The organism is Oceanobacillus oncorhynchi (assembly GCF_000821065.1).
Taxonomy (GTDB): domain Bacteria; phylum Bacillota; class Bacilli; order Bacillales; family Amphibacillaceae; genus Oceanobacillus; species Oceanobacillus oncorhynchi.
In genome coordinates this window covers 3,832,974-3,852,309 of sequence record NZ_CDGG01000001.1, presented here as the reverse complement: position 1 = coordinate 3,852,309, position 19,336 = coordinate 3,832,974, and the positions used below count along the sequence as shown (strand labels likewise).

Sequence of the window (19,336 nt, the reverse complement as noted above, 5' to 3'; positions counted from 1 at the left end):
ATTCTGGTCAGAATCTGCATTCTTCCTCTTTTCTGCTGGTATAGGACGTGCTTTCAGTAAAATCTTCTTTTATCACGATGCCCGATTGGCGAAACTCCTGATGAATAAATGTTTCGTTTTATAAAATGACTATAATAATCATAGATACCTGAATACTTGTTTATAATAAAAGAAGGTATGATGGTGTTTACATTTTGTTGATTTTTTTTTACACTTAGAAAGAGCCTTACAGAGAAAATACATAAAAAATGAAAATAGGGGGTGAATGTATGACAGCAAACTATTTAAAAATGCCGCTGCTGCCTCTGCGGGGGTTGATTGTGTTTCCGTCGATGGTATTACACCTTGATGTAGGAAGGGATAAGTCTATTGCTTCTTTGGAACAAGCTATGTTAGCTGATCAATACATATTTTTAGCTTCACAGAAAAAAATGAATTCAGATGATCCGAGTTCTGCTGACATCTACAATATTGGAACCGTTGCAAAAATTAAACAGATTACGAAGCTGCCGAATGGAACACAACGAGTACTTGTAGAAGGGTTCTATCGGGCGGAGGTTATTCGTTATCTGGAAGAAGAAGAAAACTTTATTGTAGAGGCAGAAGAAAAAGAGGAGATTGTTGGAGACAGCTATGAAACTGAAGCTTTAATGCGTACGCTGCTTGAACAATTCCAACAGTACATAAAGGTTTCACGTAAATTAACGGATGAAACATTTGAAACCGTTGGCGATATTGATCATCCGGGCCGCTTAGCGGATATGATTACCTCACATCTTTCTTTAAAGCTGGATGACAAGCAGGAGATATTAGAATGCTTTGATGTCACGGAAAGAATACATAAGCTTCTGGATATTATTGCGGATGAGCGGAAGATTTTATCCATTGAAAAGAAAATCGGTCAAAAGATTAAAACTTCCATGGAAAAAACTCAGAAAGAATATTATTTAAGAGAGCAATTAAAGGTGATACAAAAAGAATTGGGAGACCGTGACGGCAGAACTGGCGAATTGGAACAGCTCAGAACAAAAATTGAACAGTCTGATATGCCTGAAAGAATTACCACCGTTGCGATGAAGGAATTAGGACGTTACGAAAAGGTCCCGCAGTCATCTGCTGAAAGCTCTGTCATCCGAAATTATATTGAGTGGCTTGTTGCGCTTCCATGGCAAACCAAAACAGAAGATAATATTCAAATGAAGAAAGCTGAAAAAGTGTTAAATGCAGATCACTATGGATTAGAAAAGGTGAAGGAACGCATTTTAGAATACTTAGCTGTTCAAAAGCTTACTAATACGATAAAGGGGCCGATTTTATGTCTGGTCGGACCGCCTGGAGTCGGGAAGACTTCTCTAGCGAAGTCGATTGCCAACGCAATCGACCGGAATTTTGTCCGTATTTCTTTAGGCGGCATTCGGGATGAAGCGGAAATTCGCGGACATCGCCGAACTTATATCGGCGCCATGCCGGGAAGAATTATGCAAGGAATGCGGCGGGCTGAAACGGTTAATCCGGTATTTTTATTAGATGAAATTGAGAAAATGTCCAATGATTTTCGGGGCGATCCTTCTTCAGCTATGCTGGAGGTACTGGATCCAGAACAAAATCATAACTTTAGTGATCATTACATTGAAGAGACCTATGATTTATCTAATGTATTGTTTATTGCTACTGCAAATAACATCAACAGTATTCCAGAGCCGTTATTGGATCGGATGGAATTAATCTCTATCCCGGGGTATACAGAGGTTGAAAAGCTGCATATCGCGAAACGTCACCTTATACCAAAACAAATTAAAGAAAATGGACTGACTAAAAGTAAAATACAAATTCGTGAGTCTTCTATCATGAAATTAATCCGCACATATACGAGGGAGGCAGGCGTCCGCGGTTTAGAAAGACAAATTGCGACGCTTTGCCGGAAAGCGGCTAAAGAGCTTGTCTCTGATGAAAGCAAGGACAGGATTATTATAACCGATCGCATTGTAGAAGAATATCTGGGCAAGCCGGCATACCGATATGGATTGATTGAAGAGGAAAATCAGGTTGGAGCGGCAACAGGGCTTGCATATACAACAGCTGGCGGAGATATTTTATCGATAGAGGTAACGCATTATCCGGGGAAAGGGAGCCTAAAGCTGACTGGTAAACTTGGCGGCGTTATGCAGGAATCGGCGCAAGCTGCGTTTAGCTATGTGCGTTCTCGTACAGAACAGTTGAATATAGAACCCGATTTTTATGAAAAATACGATATTCATATCCATGTTCCTGCCGGTGCAACACCTAAAGATGGTCCGTCAGCCGGAATTACCATTGCAACAGCCCTCGTATCTTCCTTGACAGGGCGTCCTATCAAAAGAGAAGTAGGAATGACCGGTGAAATTACACTTCGCGGGCGTGTCTTGCCTATTGGCGGATTAAAAGAAAAAGCATTAAGTGCACATCGCGCCGGATTGACGACGATTATTCTTCCGGAAGATAATGAAAAAGATATAGAAGACATTCCAGAAAGTGTCCGTGAGGGGCTTCAGTTTATCCCGGTGAAGCATTTAGATGAAGTATTAGAAATCGCGTTGGTAAAGGAGGATGAACCAAATGAAAGTTAATCAAGCAGAAATTGTAATCAGTGCTGTCAGTGAGAAGCAATATCCGCAGGAGCAATATCCTGAGTTTGCGCTGGCTGGCCGTTCAAATGTCGGAAAATCTTCCTTAATCAACAAGCTGATTAACCGGAAAAACTTGGCAAGGACTTCTTCCAAGCCGGGAAAAACACAAACGTTAAATTTCTATCTGATAAATGAATCTCTTTATTTTGTCGATGTTCCGGGTTATGGATATGCACAGGTATCTAAGAAAGAACGGGCAAAATGGGGCGGCATGATGGAAGAGTATTTTAAAAACAGAGAACCGCTCCGGGCTGTTATTTTAATTACTGATTTACGCCATGAACCGACGACTGATGATGTTCAGATGTATGATTATTTGAAGTTTTTTGAGCTTCCGGTCATCGTAATCGGGACAAAGCTGGATAAAATCCCAAAAACAAAGAAGGACAAGCATATTAAGCGATCTAAGAAGGTTTTAGAAATAGATCCAGATGATATTTTTATTCCTTTTTCCGCAGAAACCGGCGAAGGCAAGGATGCGGTTTGGGGAGCGATAAAATCTTTTATCGCGGAGGAGCGTCCGTAAAACTTCCGCCTGAGTGAAGTTTTCTTATAAGAGAAGATAAAATAAGGATACAGCCAGAAATTAAAATTTCTGGCTGTATCCTTATTTGCGTTTGAGCATAAACATACCTAAGAGAATAAGCAGAATCGGCCAAAATCGTTCTAAGAGCGAAACAATCGGTTCAAGCCAGCTGGTGTATATAGAAAGCTGTTCCGAAAAAAGAAATAGCAGGCCTAATAAAATAGAGAAAAGACCTAAGAAAAATCCTTTTTTTGTTTTGGTATAACGGATAATAAAGGCAAGTCCTATAATAATGAAATAAACAGACCAGTCATCGATCCAAAAAGAGTAATGTTTGACTCCATGAAGATGAATGCCGATTCCAAAAAGTAATGTACCTATAAATAAATTCTGGTATGTTTTTGTTGTATAGCTATGAATGATGATACCAATTCCAATTACAATCAGGAAAGATTGCCATGAATAAAGGTCAACAAAAAAAGGAACCCGAAGCTCCCGCAGTAAAAGAAAAATACCGATTCCGATACATAAATAAGCAAGCAGTGAATGCTTTCTTTTCATCGAAAAACCTCCCAAATGTCTCTGTTTCTGTGCTGCAAATGATGATACCTGTTGTAACAGACACCCCCTTAAAAAGCAAGTACATTGTCTCTTAAAGTGAGTTCCTTGCTATAATGGGTCAGTTATGTTACATTACAGTCGGAATAAGTTGTTGCAGCGGTCGTTTTTATTTAGCTGGAATGAATCATTTTATCATACATATCTTTATGTTACGTACGAATTGTTTCAGATTCTGTTCACATTTTAGCACGAAAAGCACTTCATGACATGTTATAATGATTATTAGATAATAATCATAAAAAGTTTGAATCATTTAATCATAATGGGGGTAGTACGGTGCATATTTTAAAGGTTGGTTTTAATTACAAAACAACCCCTGTAGAAATTAGGGAAAAGTTTACATTTAATGAAGAAAAATTGTCAGAAGCAATGATTGTATTGAAGGAACAGAAGAGTATTCTGGAAAATGTAATTGTTTCAACATGTAATCGGACGGAAGTATACGCAGTTGTTGATCAGCTTCATACTGGCAGATATTATATTAAACAATTTTTAGCAGATTGGTTTGGAGAAGAAAAAGAAACCTTTTCAACTTACTTGCACATTACGGAGGATGATGGTGCAATGGAGCATTTGTTTCGCGTGACGACTGGACTCGATTCCATGGTTCTTGGCGAAACACAGATTCTTGGCCAGCTGAAGCAGGCTTTTTCAAAAGGACAACTGGCAAATACAACGGGTACCATTTTTAATGAACTGTTTAAGCAGGCCATTACATTCGGGAAGCGGATGCATAAAGAGACAGGTATCGGTGAACATGCTGTCTCCATCAGCTATGCAGCTGTGGAATTAGCAAAAGAAAAGTTCGGAGACTTGAGTAATAAGCATGTAGCTATTTTAGGCGCCGGTAAAATGGGCGAATTAGCAGCGAAAAACATTCAAGGTGCTGGAGTAAAGGATATCACTGTCATTAATCGCACACAGGAGAAAGCAAAAATGATGGCAGAGAAATTTGAAGCTAAGGTTGCCGGGATGGATGAACTATCTGTTGTATTAGAAGAAGCGGATATCCTGATTAGTTCTACCGGTTCAGAGTCTGTTGTTTTATCAAAAGAAGATATTGAAAAGGTACAAAGTAAACGGCAGGATAAAGAACTATTCTTAGTAGATATTGCGGTTCCCCGGGATATTGATCCGGAAATTGCTGAAGTTAATCAAGTTGCTTTATTTGATATTGATCACCTGCAGAATATTGTGGATGAACATCTGGAGTCTCGAAAAGCAGCAGCAGAACAAATTGAAATATCCTTAGAGGAAGAAATTGTCCAATTCAAGGAATGGATGAAAACATTAGGTGTTATCCCGGTTATATCTGCTCTAAGACAAAAAGCGCTATCTATCCAATCCGAAACAATGCAAAGTATTGAACGGAAAATTCCAAGCTTAACGGATCGCGAGAAAAAAGTGCTTAATAAGCATACGAAAAGTATTATAAATCAGTTACTGAAAGAGCCGATTACGCAGGCGAAAGAATTGGCAGGTGCTGAGCAGGCAGATGAGGCGTTGCAATTATTTATTGATATTTTTGGGATTGAGAATGAGGTAAGAGAAGAATTTGCGAAACAGCTGAAAAAGAATGATGCATTCACCAAATTTACGCAAGAGGAAGCCTCCTCATTCAAGGTTATTGAACGAGTAACCACTGCCTAAGCAGGATGGATTCATTCTGTTTACATCATTCACATCCAACCAGAAGGTCATTTCATTTACTTTCTGGTTGCTTTTTATTGTAGAAGAAACCTGGAAAGGTCGAGGAGGACACATCATGCGAAAAATAATTGTTGGTTCGAGAAAAAGTAATTTAGCCATGACACAAACGAAATGGGTTATTGATCAGCTGAAAAAAGCTGGTGTAGAAAATGAATTTGAGATTAAAAAGATTGTTACAAAGGGAGACCAAATCCTGGATGTAACCCTATCGAAAGTTGGTGGAAAAGGTCTGTTTGTAAAAGAAATTGAAAAAGCGATGTTTGACAAAGAAATTGATTTTGCCGTACACAGTATGAAGGATATGCCTTCTTCTCTTCCAGAAGGGCTGGAGATTTCCTCTATTCCTGACAGAGAAGACCACCGCGATGCTTATATTGCGAAAAATAATATCAAATTAGCAGACCTGAAAGAAGGCTCGATTATCGGCACAAGCAGCTTACGCAGAGGGGCACAAATTCTTGCAGCCAGACCAGATTTAGAGATTAAATGGATTCGTGGAAATGTGGAAACACGTATCCGAAAATTAAATGAGGAAGACTACGATGCCATTATCTTAGCTGTATCCGGTTTGAAGCGGGTTGGTTTAAGTGAGAATCTGATTACAGAATACCTGGATCCGGAAATCTGTGTACCTGCTGTAGGACAGGGTTCGCTTGCCATTGAAAGCCGTGAAGATGATACAGAATTAAAAGAAATCGTTCAAAGGATCCATAATGAATATACAGCCAAAACAGTATTAGCGGAACGTACTTTCCTGCATTTATTAGAGGGAGGGTGTCAAGTTCCAATCGGCGGCTATGCTTATTTAGATGGCGAAGAAATCGTCTTAACTGCTTTAGTAGGAACCCCTGACGGAAAAACAATCCTGAAAGAAGTCGTCCGCGGTAATGACTCTGTTCAAGTTGGTAAGCAGGCGGCTGAAATATTAATAAATCAGGGAGCTAAAGATATCGTTGACCGTGTCAAAGAGGAGATGGAATAATCATGGGAAAGCCGCTTCACGGGGAGCGCATATTGATTACGAGAGAAGAGACAAAAGCTGCTGAAATGGCTGACAAAGTCACGAAGCTGGGCGGTAGTCCAGTTATTGTCCCAATGATTGAAATAAATTTTCCAGAAAAACTTGAGGATACTGCTATACTGGAACGCCTCTCGGATTTCAGCTGGGTATTCATGACAAGCGCTAACGGTGTGGATGGTTTTTTTCAGCTGCTCCGTAAACAGCAGATAACGTTTCCGGAAGGATTGAAGATAGGAATCGTCGGCAAGAAAACAGAAAAGGTATTGCATCGATATGGTTATGCTGCTTCCTTTGTTCCGGAAACCTTTGATGCGCAGGCGATGGCAGAAGCGTTTATCTCTTTTTACACATCGGATAAGCCGGTGCTGCTGATACGGGGTAATTTATCAAGGCCGACGCTTCCAGAAAAGCTAAAAGAAGCCCAGATTGCTTATGAAGCATTGGAAGTGTATGAGACAACGTATTGTGTGGAATCAAAACAGAAGTTGAATCAAGAGCTTCCAACTGTTGATTATATAACGTTTACAAGCCCATCAACAGCAGAGGCGTTTGTACAATTAGCGGAATGTATACCGAATAATGCAACCTATATTTGTATCGGTAATACGACGGAAGATAAGGCAAGGGAATTAGGGATTCCTGATGTATATACGTCCATACCATATACAACAGATGCGATGTTGGATTTAATTTCAACGATTGCAAACGAAAGGAAGATAAATCATGAGTGAATTCACATTTGACAGACATCGGCGTTTGCGTTCATCCGTTTCGATGCGCGCACTCGTTCAAGAAACACACTTACGGGCAACGGATTTTATTTATCCGATATTTGTTATTGAAGGAGAAGACATCCGTAATGAGGTTTCGTCAATGCCGGGAGTTTTCCAGGTTTCTTTTGATCATTTATTGAAAGAAGTGGAGGAAGCGTATCAATTAGGAATCCGTTCGCTTATTTTATTTGGCGTGGTAGAAGAAAAGGATGAAATCGGATCCGAGGCTTTTCATGATCATGGAATTATTCAGGAAGCAACAAGAATCGTGAAACAGGCGTATCCGGAAATGCTTGTTGTTGCGGATACCTGTTTATGCGAGTATACCTCGCATGGACATTGCGGCGTGATTGAAAACGGAGATGTAGCCAACGATGCTTCTCTGGAGCTGTTAGCTAAAACAGCTGTATCTCAAGCAAAAGCAGGTGCCGATATTATTGCTCCTTCCAATATGATGGACGGATTTGTAACTGTCATCCGCCATGCTTTGGATGAAGCCGGTTTTCACCATATTCCGATTATGTCCTATGCGGTGAAATATGCTTCCGCTTATTACGGTCCTTTCCGTGATGCAGCAGACAGCACACCTCAATTTGGAGACAGGAAAACCTACCAGATGAACCCGGCTAACCGTTTAGAGGCAATTCGTGAAGCGAAATCGGATATTAAAGAAGGCGCTGATTTCTTAATTGTCAAACCGAGCCTGTCTTATATGGATATTATGCGGGAAGTGAAAGATAATTTTGACGTGCCCGTCGTTGCATACAACGTGAGCGGGGAGTATTCCATGATTAAAGCGGCTGCTTTAAATGGCTGGATTGATGAGAAAAAATTAGTAACAGAAACCCTGCTATCGATGAAACGTGCAGGAGCAGACTTAATTATTACCTATTTTGCAAAAGATGTGGCAAAATGGTTGCAAGAAGATAAATAAGGGAGGAAGAGCATGGTAAACACAAGATCAGTAGATGCATACAAAGAAGCTGTTGATTTAATGCCCGGCGGGGTAAACTCTCCGGTACGTGCATTTAAATCAGTGGGGCTTGATCCGATTTTTATGGAAAAAGGAAAGGGCTCTAAAATTACCGATATTGACGGCAATACGTATATTGATTACGTACTAAGCTGGGGACCGTTAATTTTGGGACATGCAGATGAGCGTGTGACGAAAAGTTTAAAGGAAGTTGTTGAAAAAGGGACAAGCTTTGGAGCACCTTCATTATTAGAAAATCAGCTGGCTAAGCTCGTTATTGACCGTGTTCCATCGATTGAAATGGTTCGGATGGTCAACTCTGGGACAGAAGCAACGATGAGTGCGATTCGTCTGGCGCGGGGTTATACAAACCGGGATTTGATTATTAAATTTGAAGGAAGCTATCATGGCCATGGGGATTCCCTGCTGATTAAAGCCGGCTCTGGTGTTGCAACACTTGGTCTTCCAGACAGCCCGGGGGTACCAGAAAATATCGCTAAGAATACCATTACCGTTCCTTATAATGATGTAGAGAGCTTAAAGCTTGCTTTTGAGCATTATGGTGATAAAATCGCAGCGGTGATTATGGAGCCTGTATGTGGAAATATGGGAGTCGTGCCTCCAAAAGAAGGCTTCTTACAGGCTGTACGCGATATTACCGAGCAAAATGGTTCGTTGCTTATCTTTGATGAGGTAATGTCAGGCTTCCGCGTCGGTTATTACAGTGCGCAGGGACATTTTGATGTTACGCCTGATTTAACCTGTCTGGGTAAAGTCATCGGCGGCGGTCTTCCTGTCGGCGCATACGGCGGAAAACGGGAAATTATCGAACAGATTGCACCGACTGGTCCAATTTATCAAGCCGGTACATTATCCGGTAACCCGTTAGCCATGACAGCGGGCTATGAATCGTTAGCTTCCTTGACAGAAGCGTCTTATGAAGAAATTAATAAGAAAGTAGACCGTCTTACAGAAGGGTTCCGCCAGGCGGCAGACAAATATGATATACCGCTTCATATTAATCGTGCCGGTTCCATGGTCGGTGTATTCTTCACAGATCAGGAAGTCGTTGATTTTGAAACGGCGCAATCCTCTAATTTAGACTACTTTGCGCAATATTACCGTGCGATGATTGAAGAAGGCGTATTTTTACCGCCATCTCAATTTGAAGGATTATTCTTATCTACTGCACATACAGATGAGGATATTGAAAAGACAATTGAAGCGGTGCATACTGCTTTTTCTAAGATTGAAAAATAATGATAAAGAGAAAATAAAAGAGAAATCCATGCGGGTTTCTCTTTTTTACTGACAGAATATTACTTTCTCAAATTCAAGTGGAGGTCATACAAAGATGCTGTTTCAAAATAATAAGCTAACTGTTCGTGAATTAACAAAAGAGGATAATTATTTACTGGCAAAGTGGCTTTCCGATCCGGCAGTTCTTCAATTTTACGATGGGAGAGATAATCCATTTGATTTAGAAAAAGTGAATGAAAAATTTTATCCGCTTCAAGACAATGTAGTCAGATGTATCATAGCTTTTGATAATATTGAAATCGGTTATATTCAATATTATCTATTAAATGTAGACACGAGAAAAAAGTATGGTTATTTAAATGATAATAATGTTATTTAGGGAATAGACCAATTTATAGGAGAAACGCAATACTGGGATAGAGGTATTGGCAAACTCCTGATCCAGTCTATGGTTGCTTATTTAATGAATACGAAACATGTAAATAAAGTCGTCATGGACCCCCAAGCCTGGAATAAAAGAGCGATTCGCTGTTACGAGAAAAGTGGTTTTAAGAAAATAAAATTACTTCCTTGCCATGAACTGCACGAGGGCGAGTATCGGGATTGCTGGTTAATGGAATACCCGGAAACAGAGTGATTTCTTGAAGCGCGTTTAACATAAACGATACCCCTGCTTTTCTTGTTTGCTTTAAACCAATCTTCCTCCTTAGCATATTCCAATGTTTCTTATCATATAAATGATAACGAATGATTCGCATCTGGACTGTTTGCGAGAGGAGGAATACATTTGTCAGTAGATTCTAATTCATTTGTTTTTGAACTGGAAGAATCACTGTTTTTTGAAAAAGGACAGGAAGTAGAAGAGCTCAGAGGAATTTCCATTGAACCAGAAATAACAATCGAATCATTAGATAACTATATTTCTATCCATGGCAATCTTGAACTGCAGGGAGAATATCAAAAAGTAAATGGTGAAGAAGAAGGAGAAGAGATTTTTGACTTTGATCAAATTCAGGCTAAGCGTTATGTCGAAAGTATTAGAGAGGTAAATGGACTGTATGTATTCACCCATAAATTTCCTGTAGATATATCTGTGCCGCCTCATCGGGTGAATAAAATAGAAGATGTCACGGTACAAATTGAATCCTTTGATTATGATTTATTAGGTGCAGATAGTTTAAAAATTACTGCTGCAGTTGAGATTCAAGGGATTTTACAGGATGAAGCATATCGTCCGTCAGAAGAAAATTGGGAAACAGCAGAAGCGGATCAAGAACAGGTAGGAGATACATTTTCCTTCGAAATAGAACTTCCGGAAGAAGCATTGACCCGCAATGAACAAACGATATCGGAAAATCAGCAAAAATTAGAAGAACTGCTAGCGTCAGAAGAAGAAATTAAACCGGAAGTTGAACCGATATTGGAAGAAAGCCCCCCGGAAGAAGCATTAATTCGTAATGAGCAAGCGATATCGAAGGATCAGAAAAAAATGGAAGAACTATTAACATTGGAAGAAAGCTATTCAGAAGAGGAGCCAGAAGATGACCCGGATCGATGGAAAGTAAAGTCACAGCCTCTTTCTGAATATTTCGAGTCTCTTTCGAAAGGAAAGGCTTCAGAGGATGAGTCGGAAGAAGAAGAGCAGGTGGAAGAGGTATTAGAGGCTGAGGAAGATATGGAGATGACAGGGGAGGAGCCAGGCTGGGATGTCGCTGATGAATCCGAGGTGATTGATTATATAGAAGATACCTTCTATCCAGATACACCCAGGGAGGAAGAAATACTGGTGGCTGAAGAACCGAAAAAAGAGGAGGAACGAACAGAAAGCGAATCGTTACTATCTCAGATTTTCCGCGAAGCAGACGAGGATCATTATGCCAAAATGCGTCTGTGCATTGTTCAGGAGAATGATACGATCGATACCATAGCAGAACGGTTTGCAATCAGCCCGCTGCAATTAATCAAGCATAATCAATTAGAAGAAGAATTAGAAGTAAATGAAGGACAGCTGCTTTATATTCCGTCTAAACAATAAATAAAGACTCTGCACAAATAATGAATAAGATTATTTGTGCCGGAGTTTTACATAATCTATGTTTTTAATTATTTTATGCAGGTTAATATTCAGATGTAATGCAGATTTGATATACACGAGCAATTTCAAGTTTACAAATAAGGGGTGACATGTGGTGAATATATGGAAGAAGGTCCTGGAAGCATATCATATCTATCCCGTCAGTATTGAAAAACAGACAGAGCGTGTTGTAAAAGTATTTGACGGTATGCAGGAATATGCTTTGAAGCGCAGTTTTTTAACAGAACAGACGATGGAGAATTGGCAGCATGTCTACCGTATTGCTCGTGAAAAAAATGTGACAGAGATTTTACCTGTGTATTTAACCCGGGACAATGCATTTTTTCATAAGGAGGAAAATTTTTACTATTATTTAACACCTTGGATTGACTCTCCGGAGGTCACAGATTCCGCGTATAACATTGAGCGAACATTGCAGACACTTGCACAAATTCATAAAAAGACAAGGCAGACCAGCCGTATTAAATCTGATCGTCTCAAAGAATCCTTTCAAGGGTTTTCAAGCTTTTGTAAACAATCCTTAGATCAGCTCCATGCCCGTGTCACCGATTATGAAAGCAGAAAATATATGTCGCCGTTTGAGCTGCTTTATTGCACGCATTATAAAGGGGTTTGCCATGCTGTAGGGCTGCTGCAAGATAAACTGTATCAAATCTATGGAGAGGAAGAAACGGAGATTTTATGGTCTTCCAGCTTATGTCATCAGCGAGTCGACGATACGCATTCAAAGGGGGGCTATTTAATTAATTGGGAATCAGGAGGATTCGAGCATCCGGCACGTGATTTATCACATTATTTCCGGGGCTTGACAGGAGCTTATAACCAGCCTGAGGAAACAATACAGCAGGCATTTACGGTCTATCAAAAAACAAATCATCTGACTGTAAAGGAAATGCATCTTGTTTCTGTCTATTTGTTAAATCCATCATTCTATTTAAGTGTACTTAAGAATTATACAGACCGCCGCACAAAGAAATCGATGGTTAATCAGGTCAAAGAGCTGCAGCAGCAATTCCGCCGTTTAGAATTTGGGATGAATTGGGTGGAGTTTATTCAAGAAACATATGAGTCCAAAGAAGAACAGCCAGACTAAATCCATTGCATGTAAAAAGAAAGGGCAAGGCCAATTAGTACAGCTAGTATTAAAATATCAAATGCTGTTGGTATTAAAAGCGTTCGGATAATCTGAAAGACCAGAATTGGTGTGACGCAGGCTTCTACAACGAAAATACATTTTCTGGCCCAAAGCGGTATACGATAACGATAATAACGGGACATTTATTTCCCTCCTTTTTTGAATGAAGTGTGACTTCAGGAATGATATATAATATGTTATGTATAAATGCTCGAAAAGTGTGTCAATAATATAGATACACTTTTTAATGAACTGGGAACAAGCCTATTTATCGGTAAATATATGAAAATCTAGTTGACGTTCTTAAGCGGAAACGATAAAATAAATGTTACTAAGAAAACATACGAATACGTGGAAGAGAAGTAGTAAAGAGTAAACGCTCTTAGAGAGGGAAATCCTGTGCTGAAAATTTCCCGGGAAGGTTGTTCTTGAAGTCGTCTCTGATGTAGAATCTCTGAAAAATGAAGTAGGAGGTTCCGGTTGTCAGCCGATATCCATGACCTTGAGTGTGCTTTAATGAAGCTGCAGCAGCTTTTATTGATCAGCAAACAAAGGTGGTACCACGGAAATATACCTTTTCGTCCTTTATGTATAAGGATGAAAAGGTTTTTTTAGTTGAATGAATGAAGGAGGTTTTTTAACATGTCAGATAAACAAAATCAGCTTCCTCCTAAATATAATCCACAAGAAGTGGAAGCAGGAAGATATCAATTTTGGTTAGATGGGAAGTTTTTTGAAGCAAAAGATGATCCGGAGAAGGAGCCGTATTCCATTGTGATTCCGCCGCCAAATGTAACAGGACGATTGCATTTAGGGCATGCATGGGATACCACGATGCAGGATACAATCACACGTATGAAGCGTATGCAGGGCTATGATGTATTATGGCTTCCTGGAATGGATCATGCGGGGATTGCTACCCAGGCGAAGGTAGAAGCAAAATTAAAAGAATTGGGAACCAGCCGCTATGAGCTTGGACGGGAGAAATTTCTTGAAAAATCCTGGGAGTGGAAAGAGGAATATGCAAGCTTTATCCGCTCGCAGTGGGAGAAACTTGGACTTGGATTAGACTATTCCCGGGAACGTTTCACGTTAGATGAAGGTTTGTCTGAAGCTGTTCGGGAGGTATTTGTCCGTCTTTACGAAAAAGGATTGATTTATCGCGGCGAATATATTATTAACTGGGATCCCTCCACGAAAACAGCTCTTTCTGATATTGAGGTGATTTATGAAGAGATTCCAGGGAAATTTTATCATATGCGCTACCCGATAAAGGATAGTGATGAAACAATTGAGATTGCGACAACCCGGCCGGAAACTATGCTCGGTGATACGGCGGTTGCGGTGCATCCAAAAGATGAACGCTATCAGCATTTAATCGGAAAAACGGTTATCCTGCCGATTGTAGGAAGAGAAATGCAAATTGTTGCAGATGATTATGTAGATATGGAGCTTGGCTCCGGAGCAGTTAAAATTACACCTGCTCATGATCCGAATGACTTTGAGATTGGGAACCGTCATAATCTAGAGCGTGTGCTTGTGATGAACGAAGATGGTACCATGAATGAAAATGCAGGGAAGTATCAGGGATTAGACCGTTTTGAATGCCGGAAGCAGCTGGTTAAAGACCTGCAAGAGCAGGGTGTGCTCTTTGAAATCGAAGAACGTCCGCATCAGGTCGGGCATTCGGAGAGAAGCGGTGCAGTGGTAGAGCCTTACTTATCTACACAATGGTTTGTAAAAATGGAGCCGTTGGCAGAATCAGCTTTGAAGATGCAGGATTCTGACGCGGAAAAAGTCAACTTTGTACCAGAGCGATTTGAAAAAACATATTTCAACTGGATGGATAATATCCGTGACTGGTGTATTTCCAGACAATTATGGTGGGGGCACCGGATTCCGGCCTGGTACCATAAAGTAACAGGTGAAATTTATGTAGGTAAAGAAACGCCGGAGGATGTTGAAAACTGGGAGCAGGATGAGGATGTATTGGATACATGGTTCTCATCTGCCTTATGGCCGTTCTCTACCATGGGCTGGCCGAATGAAGAATCCGCTGATTTGAAACGTTATTTCCCTACCAATGTTTTGGTAACAGGCTATGATATTATTTTCTTCTGGGTATCCCGGATGATTTTCCAATCAAAGGAATTTATGAATGAACGTCCATTTGAGGATACATTGCTGCATGGCTTAATTCGTGATGCTGAAGGAAGAAAAATGAGTAAATCCCTGGGGAACGGTGTAGACCCGATGGATGTCATTGATAAATACGGTGCCGATTCGCTGCGTTATTTCTTAATGACTGGTTCTACACCTGGTCAGGACCTGCGTTTTCATTGGGAACGAATCGAGTCTACCTGGAATTTTGCCAATAAAGTATGGAATGCCTCCCGTTTTTCTCTGATGAATATGGAAGGGTTCCAGTATGAGGATATTGATTTAACAGGGGACTTAACGGTTGCAGACAGATGGATTTTATCCCGATTGAATGAAACAATTGACCATGTAACGAGAAATGCAGATAAATATGAATTTGGCGAAGCAGGAAGATATCTCTACAACTTTATTTGGGATGAATTCTGTGATTGGTACATTGAAATGGCTAAGCTGGCGCTGTATGGTGAAGATGAAGCCAAGAAAAATACAACCCGTTCTGTATTGGCACATGTATTAGACCAGACGATGCGTATGCTGCATCCGTTTATGCCTTTTATTACAGAGGAGATCTGGCAGCAGCTTCCGCATGAAGGAGCATCTATTACAGTCAGCGAATGGCCAAAAGTAAATCCGGCATTTGATGATAAAAAAGCAGTTTCTGAAATGCAGCGCTTAGTTGCTATTATCAAATCTGTACGTAACAGCCGGGCAGAGGTAGATACACCGATGTCTAAGCAAATTGAGATACTTATCTCCGCAGAAAATGAAGAGCTTGTGCAGGAATTAGAAAAGAATCGGGAGTATTTAGAGCGTTTCTGTAACCCGAGCTCTCTGCAAATTGCAGAAGATATTGCAGCACCGGACAAAGCGATGACCTCTGTTGTGACAGGTGCAGAAATCTTCCTTCCTTTAGAAGGCCTGATTGACTTTGATAAAGAAATCGCACGTTTGGAAAACGAACTCGCTAAATGGAACAAAGAAGTAGAAAGAGTGCAGAAAAAGCTCTCTAACCAAGGCTTTATCAGCAAAGCACCAGAATCCTTAGTGGAAGAAGAAAAACAAAAAGAAAAAGATTATCTGGATAAACAGGCGAAAGTAAAAGCCCGTTTAGCAGAATTAAAACAGTAATTAAAAATGCTATGAGACAATTTCTCATAGCATTTTTTCTTTTATATACGTTACATATTCTTCTAATATATTGATATCGCTGAGTTTGCTCAACGTACGCGAACCAACGGCGTCTTCAATTTCATTAAATATAAATTCTCCATTTTCCGTGAACATAAAATCAATACCGGCAAGGCCGAAATCATAAGCATTTATAATTGTTTGAACGATACTTTTTTCTGTTTCATTTAACGTATACAGAGATGCTGTTCCGCCAAGAGAGTAGTTTGCTCGAAAATCGTTTAAGTTCTCACGTAAAACAGCTGCTATAATCCTTGTACCAATCACGAACACGCGTAAATCCTTGCCCGGCTGAATATGTTGAGAAGACTGAAGTACATAGTCTTCGGTCAGGCTCTGGCGGTATGCTTCCCATTCTTTTTGGCTATGAAGCATCGCAACCTGCTTTCCTCCTTTCCCATTAGCTGTTTTGGCAACAAAAGGGAAGTTAAAAGGCAAGGAGGGAGGGGCTATCTTTCCGGGGAAAAAATAGGTTTCCGGAACAGGAATACCTAGTTGCTGGATAGCGAGATAGCCATATGCTTTATGATTAAATGTTTCTGAGATTATAGAGTGATTAAATACGGTAATTCCCATTTGTTCTAATTGTTTATTGAGCAGAGGTTCCATTGTCCGGATAACTGCGAAATCTGCATAGATTTCTTCTCCATTCGCATAGATAACCTGTTTATTTTGATTTATGCCAATCGATAGATCTTCCCTGATCAATAATCTGAGATAGATGGATTGCTTTTTAGCTTCATCTATAAACCAGTCGATATAGCTTTTATTTCTTATTGAATCTGCTTTCGTATATATCAGCCATCCATTCATCGGGAAAGCTCCTTTTTTATATAAGTTATCATGTAATCAGCGGCGTTGACGCCCGTACACTCATAAAGATTGCGGATATGTGCATTCGCATTTATTTCACAAATCAGCAGTTCACTGTCTTGGCCAAACAATAAATCGACACCGGCAAAATCAGCTCCAATGGCTTTAGCTGCTGCTACAGCCAGCTTTTCTGTATTCTCATTAAGGGGAAAGGGCAGCATTTTGCCTCCATTAGTTACATTTGCCCGAAAATCTACTTCGTTTTGCCGTTCCACAGCAGTTATCGCTTTGTCACCAACTACCTGAACGCGAATATCCCTGCCTCTGCTTTCCTCTATATAACGCTGAAATACGAAGGGGCGCTCGCCAATATTCGAGATAATATCTGTTAAGCTCTGTTGATTGTCGATTAAATGAACCTGTTCACCAAAGGAGCCATATGCTTCTTTCACAATCAGCGGAAATCCAAAATGATTGATTATTTCCTGGATATAGTCGGATGGCAGATTATCTGCATGATATTTTTTAGGAGCAATAACCGTTTCCGGAATAGGAAGCTGATTTCTCATGAGCATTTGATAGGTGTAGATTTTATCGTCGCTGATTTCGATAGCAAGTGAACTATTAAAGACACGAACCCCCAACTGCTCCAGCTGTCTTGCCAGATAAATATCCTTGTCGATAAAAAAAGCAAAATCAGGCAGTTTATTATGGTTTGGTATAGGTGACACCGTTCCATTTTTCGGGCATAATAAAGTTAAAACCGCATCATTTTTTAAACAAATGGTTTTCATTTTTTGTTTTGCAGCGGCTTCTTCAATCATAGTTGCATAATCGATAAATTTATCCGTTGCGATACTTCCATTAATAATAATCCAGCCAGTATAATTCAAAGTTGTACATCCTTTCTGCTAAAGGGTGAAAATTTAGCTATTGGTCAATTTCTCCTGATAACCTTAAGGCAGTCACTGAGGAGATGAAGCGGCCACTTCCCTGTATAAAAAAAATTTTTAGCTGTATGTAATATAGCAGGGAAAAGCACAGACGCTTATGCTGTGATAATTAGTATACGATGAAATAGATAAAGGAGGAAAGAAAGATGCGTACGAACATCCATGAATTTTTTGAAAAACGTCAGCAGCTTGGTGTACAGCCTGGACTAGACCGGATAGAAGCATTATTAGAAGCTTTAGATCATCCGGAGAAGAAGTTTACTTCGGTCCACATTGCCGGTACAAACGGAAAAGGGTCCACAGGAGCTTTTTTGCAGGCTGCTTTAAGAGCAAATCGTTATCGGATTGGAACCTTTACATCACCGAGTTTAAACGGTTTAACCGGGTTTATCCTTTACAACGGGGAATTTATTTCAGAAGATGTATTTGCAGAGTTGTTTGAGGAAATAGAACCGGTCATTGAACAAATGGATCGAGAAGGCAAACCGCCAAGCCATTTTGAAATTATGACAGCAATGGCATTTTTATATTTCTCCAGAAATGTTGATATAGCTATTATTGAAGCTGGTATGGGCGGAAGAGACGATACGACCAATGTGATACAACCAGTTTTATCCATTATTACCACGGTTTCCAAGGACCATACTGCTTTTTTGGGAGATACACTTGTGGAAATCGCAGCGCATAAAGCTGGAATTATAAAACCTCATACTCCGATTATAACAGGGGTAGAGGGAGAGGCACTCACTCCAATTGTTAATGAAGCAAATAAAAATAGAGCAGTATTATATCGTTTTGGGATGGACTTTACGATGGAAAATATCCAGATAGATGAATTTGAATGGAAAAACCTTGGCTCACGTTACCGAGTAAAGCTTCGGACAATTGGATTACACCAGCATCATAATGCTTCCGTAGCGATACAGGCGTTAAAAGTGTTAAAAAATCGATTCGGTCATCTGGATATGCACACGTCCATCGAAGCAATCCAAAAAGTGACCATCCCCGGCAGAATGGAAAAGATTCATGATAACCCGTTTATTCTAGTAGATGGTGCTCATAACGAAGCAGGAGTAAGAGCTTTTATTAAAACTGTGAGAGCTATTTATCCAAGAAGAAAAGTACATGTACTGTTTGCAGCTTTTAAAGATAAGGATATAGAAGAAATGCAGCGTCTGCTGGCAGATGTCTTTCCAAACTTATATATAACATCGTTTGATCATCCCCGGGCAGCTGCCCTAACCGATTATCCGCTGCAAGATAAGGGAGAGCAGGTCGAGGACTGGCAGGCATGGATGAAAGAAAAAATAAAAACGTCAATGGCACCGATCCTGATAACAGGTTCCTTTCATTTTGTTGATTATATCCGTTCTTTTGTGAAGTCACTTGAAGCGTCTGAATAGAGGGAGGATTATTAAGAAAATTGTAGAACGATTATAATA

Annotated in this window: 17 protein-coding genes and 1 other annotated feature; of the genes, 13 read left to right on the top strand and 4 right to left on the bottom strand. The window is 40.0% G+C overall.

Annotated features, from left to right (window positions below; genetic code table 11):
- Positions 1–269: 269 nt before the first annotated feature.
- On the top strand, positions 270–2,606 hold the full coding sequence (gene lon / locus BN997_RS18425) for an endopeptidase La (protein WP_042534418.1): 2,337 nt from the start codon (positions 270–272) through the stop codon (positions 2,604–2,606).
- Positions 2,596–3,192, top strand: coding sequence for a ribosome biogenesis GTP-binding protein YihA/YsxC (gene yihA, locus BN997_RS18420; RefSeq protein ID WP_042534417.1), 597 nt, complete (start codon positions 2,596–2,598; stop codon positions 3,190–3,192). Before lon ends, yihA begins: the two co-directional genes overlap by 11 nt.
- An 81-nt stretch (positions 3,193–3,273) precedes the next feature.
- Here the strand turns inward: yihA and BN997_RS18415 are convergent, their stop codons facing one another.
- On the bottom strand, positions 3,274–3,753 hold the full coding sequence (locus tag BN997_RS18415) for a LiaF transmembrane domain-containing protein (protein WP_042534416.1): 480 nt from the start codon (positions 3,751–3,753) through the stop codon (positions 3,274–3,276).
- Positions 3,754–4,089: 336 nt separating this feature from the next.
- Between BN997_RS18415 and hemA the strand changes: the two genes are divergently transcribed.
- The 9 genes from hemA to ysxE all read left to right on the top strand — a co-directional run bounded on the left by hemA (position 4,090) and on the right by ysxE (position 12,738).
- A complete protein-coding gene (gene hemA / locus BN997_RS18410; protein WP_042534415.1) occupies positions 4,090–5,463 on the top strand; it encodes a glutamyl-tRNA reductase in 1,374 nt (457 codons plus the stop codon).
- A 115-nt stretch (positions 5,464–5,578) separates the two neighbouring features.
- Positions 5,579–6,505, top strand: a complete 927-nt coding sequence (hemC, locus tag BN997_RS18405) for a hydroxymethylbilane synthase (RefSeq protein WP_042534414.1) — start codon at positions 5,579–5,581, stop codon at positions 6,503–6,505.
- A gap of 2 nt (positions 6,506–6,507) precedes the next feature.
- Complete coding sequence (locus tag BN997_RS18400; protein ID WP_042534413.1) at positions 6,508–7,275, top strand: uroporphyrinogen-III synthase; 768 nt, start codon at positions 6,508–6,510, stop codon at positions 7,273–7,275.
- Positions 7,268–8,251, top strand: coding sequence for a porphobilinogen synthase (gene hemB, locus BN997_RS18395; protein WP_042534412.1), 984 nt, complete (start codon positions 7,268–7,270; stop codon positions 8,249–8,251). The genes BN997_RS18400 and hemB overlap by 8 nt, the downstream gene beginning before the upstream one ends.
- A gap of 12 nt (positions 8,252–8,263) precedes the next feature.
- Positions 8,264–9,550, top strand: a complete 1,287-nt coding sequence (gene hemL / locus BN997_RS18390; protein ID WP_042534411.1) for a glutamate-1-semialdehyde 2,1-aminomutase — start codon at positions 8,264–8,266, stop codon at positions 9,548–9,550.
- Positions 9,551–9,644: 94 nt separating this feature from the next.
- Complete coding sequence (locus BN997_RS23785; RefSeq protein WP_306432730.1) at positions 9,645–9,929, top strand: hypothetical protein; 285 nt, start codon at positions 9,645–9,647, stop codon at positions 9,927–9,929.
- A 3-nt stretch (positions 9,930–9,932) separates the two neighbouring features.
- A complete protein-coding gene (locus BN997_RS23780) occupies positions 9,933–10,187 on the top strand; it encodes a GNAT family N-acetyltransferase (protein WP_306432737.1) in 255 nt (84 codons plus the stop codon).
- A gap of 150 nt (positions 10,188–10,337) precedes the next feature.
- A complete protein-coding gene (gene spoVID / locus BN997_RS18380; RefSeq protein ID WP_042534409.1) occupies positions 10,338–11,585 on the top strand; it encodes a stage VI sporulation protein D in 1,248 nt (415 codons plus the stop codon).
- Positions 11,586–11,739: 154 nt separating this feature from the next.
- On the top strand, positions 11,740–12,738 hold the full coding sequence (gene ysxE, locus BN997_RS18375) for a spore coat protein YsxE (RefSeq protein WP_042534407.1): 999 nt from the start codon (positions 11,740–11,742) through the stop codon (positions 12,736–12,738).
- Here ysxE and BN997_RS18370 read toward each other — a convergent pair.
- A complete protein-coding gene (locus BN997_RS18370; RefSeq protein ID WP_042534406.1) occupies positions 12,735–12,923 on the bottom strand; it encodes a hypothetical protein in 189 nt (62 codons plus the stop codon). The genes ysxE and BN997_RS18370 overlap by 4 nt on opposite strands.
- A gap of 200 nt (positions 12,924–13,123) precedes the next feature.
- Positions 13,124–13,369: a binding site (T-box leader), on the top strand.
- A 53-nt stretch (positions 13,370–13,422) separates the two neighbouring features.
- Between BN997_RS18370 and BN997_RS18365 the strand changes: the two genes are divergently transcribed.
- On the top strand, positions 13,423–16,068 hold the full coding sequence (locus tag BN997_RS18365; RefSeq protein WP_042534403.1) for a valine--tRNA ligase: 2,646 nt from the start codon (positions 13,423–13,425) through the stop codon (positions 16,066–16,068).
- A 24-nt stretch (positions 16,069–16,092) separates the two neighbouring features.
- Here the strand turns inward: BN997_RS18365 and BN997_RS18360 are convergent, their stop codons facing one another.
- Both BN997_RS18360 and BN997_RS18355 read right to left on the bottom strand, forming a co-directional pair.
- A complete protein-coding gene (locus tag BN997_RS18360) occupies positions 16,093–16,941 on the bottom strand; it encodes an ATP-grasp domain-containing protein (protein ID WP_042534402.1) in 849 nt (282 codons plus the stop codon).
- On the bottom strand, positions 16,938–17,834 hold the full coding sequence (locus BN997_RS18355) for a RimK family alpha-L-glutamate ligase (RefSeq protein WP_042534400.1): 897 nt from the start codon (positions 17,832–17,834) through the stop codon (positions 16,938–16,940). Before BN997_RS18355 ends, BN997_RS18360 begins: the two co-directional genes overlap by 4 nt.
- Before the next feature lie 206 nt (positions 17,835–18,040).
- On the opposite strand from BN997_RS18355, the gene BN997_RS18350 reads away from it, so the two are divergent.
- Positions 18,041–19,297, top strand: a complete 1,257-nt coding sequence (locus BN997_RS18350) for a bifunctional folylpolyglutamate synthase/dihydrofolate synthase (protein ID WP_042534398.1) — start codon at positions 18,041–18,043, stop codon at positions 19,295–19,297.
- Positions 19,298–19,336 lie beyond the last annotated feature (39 nt).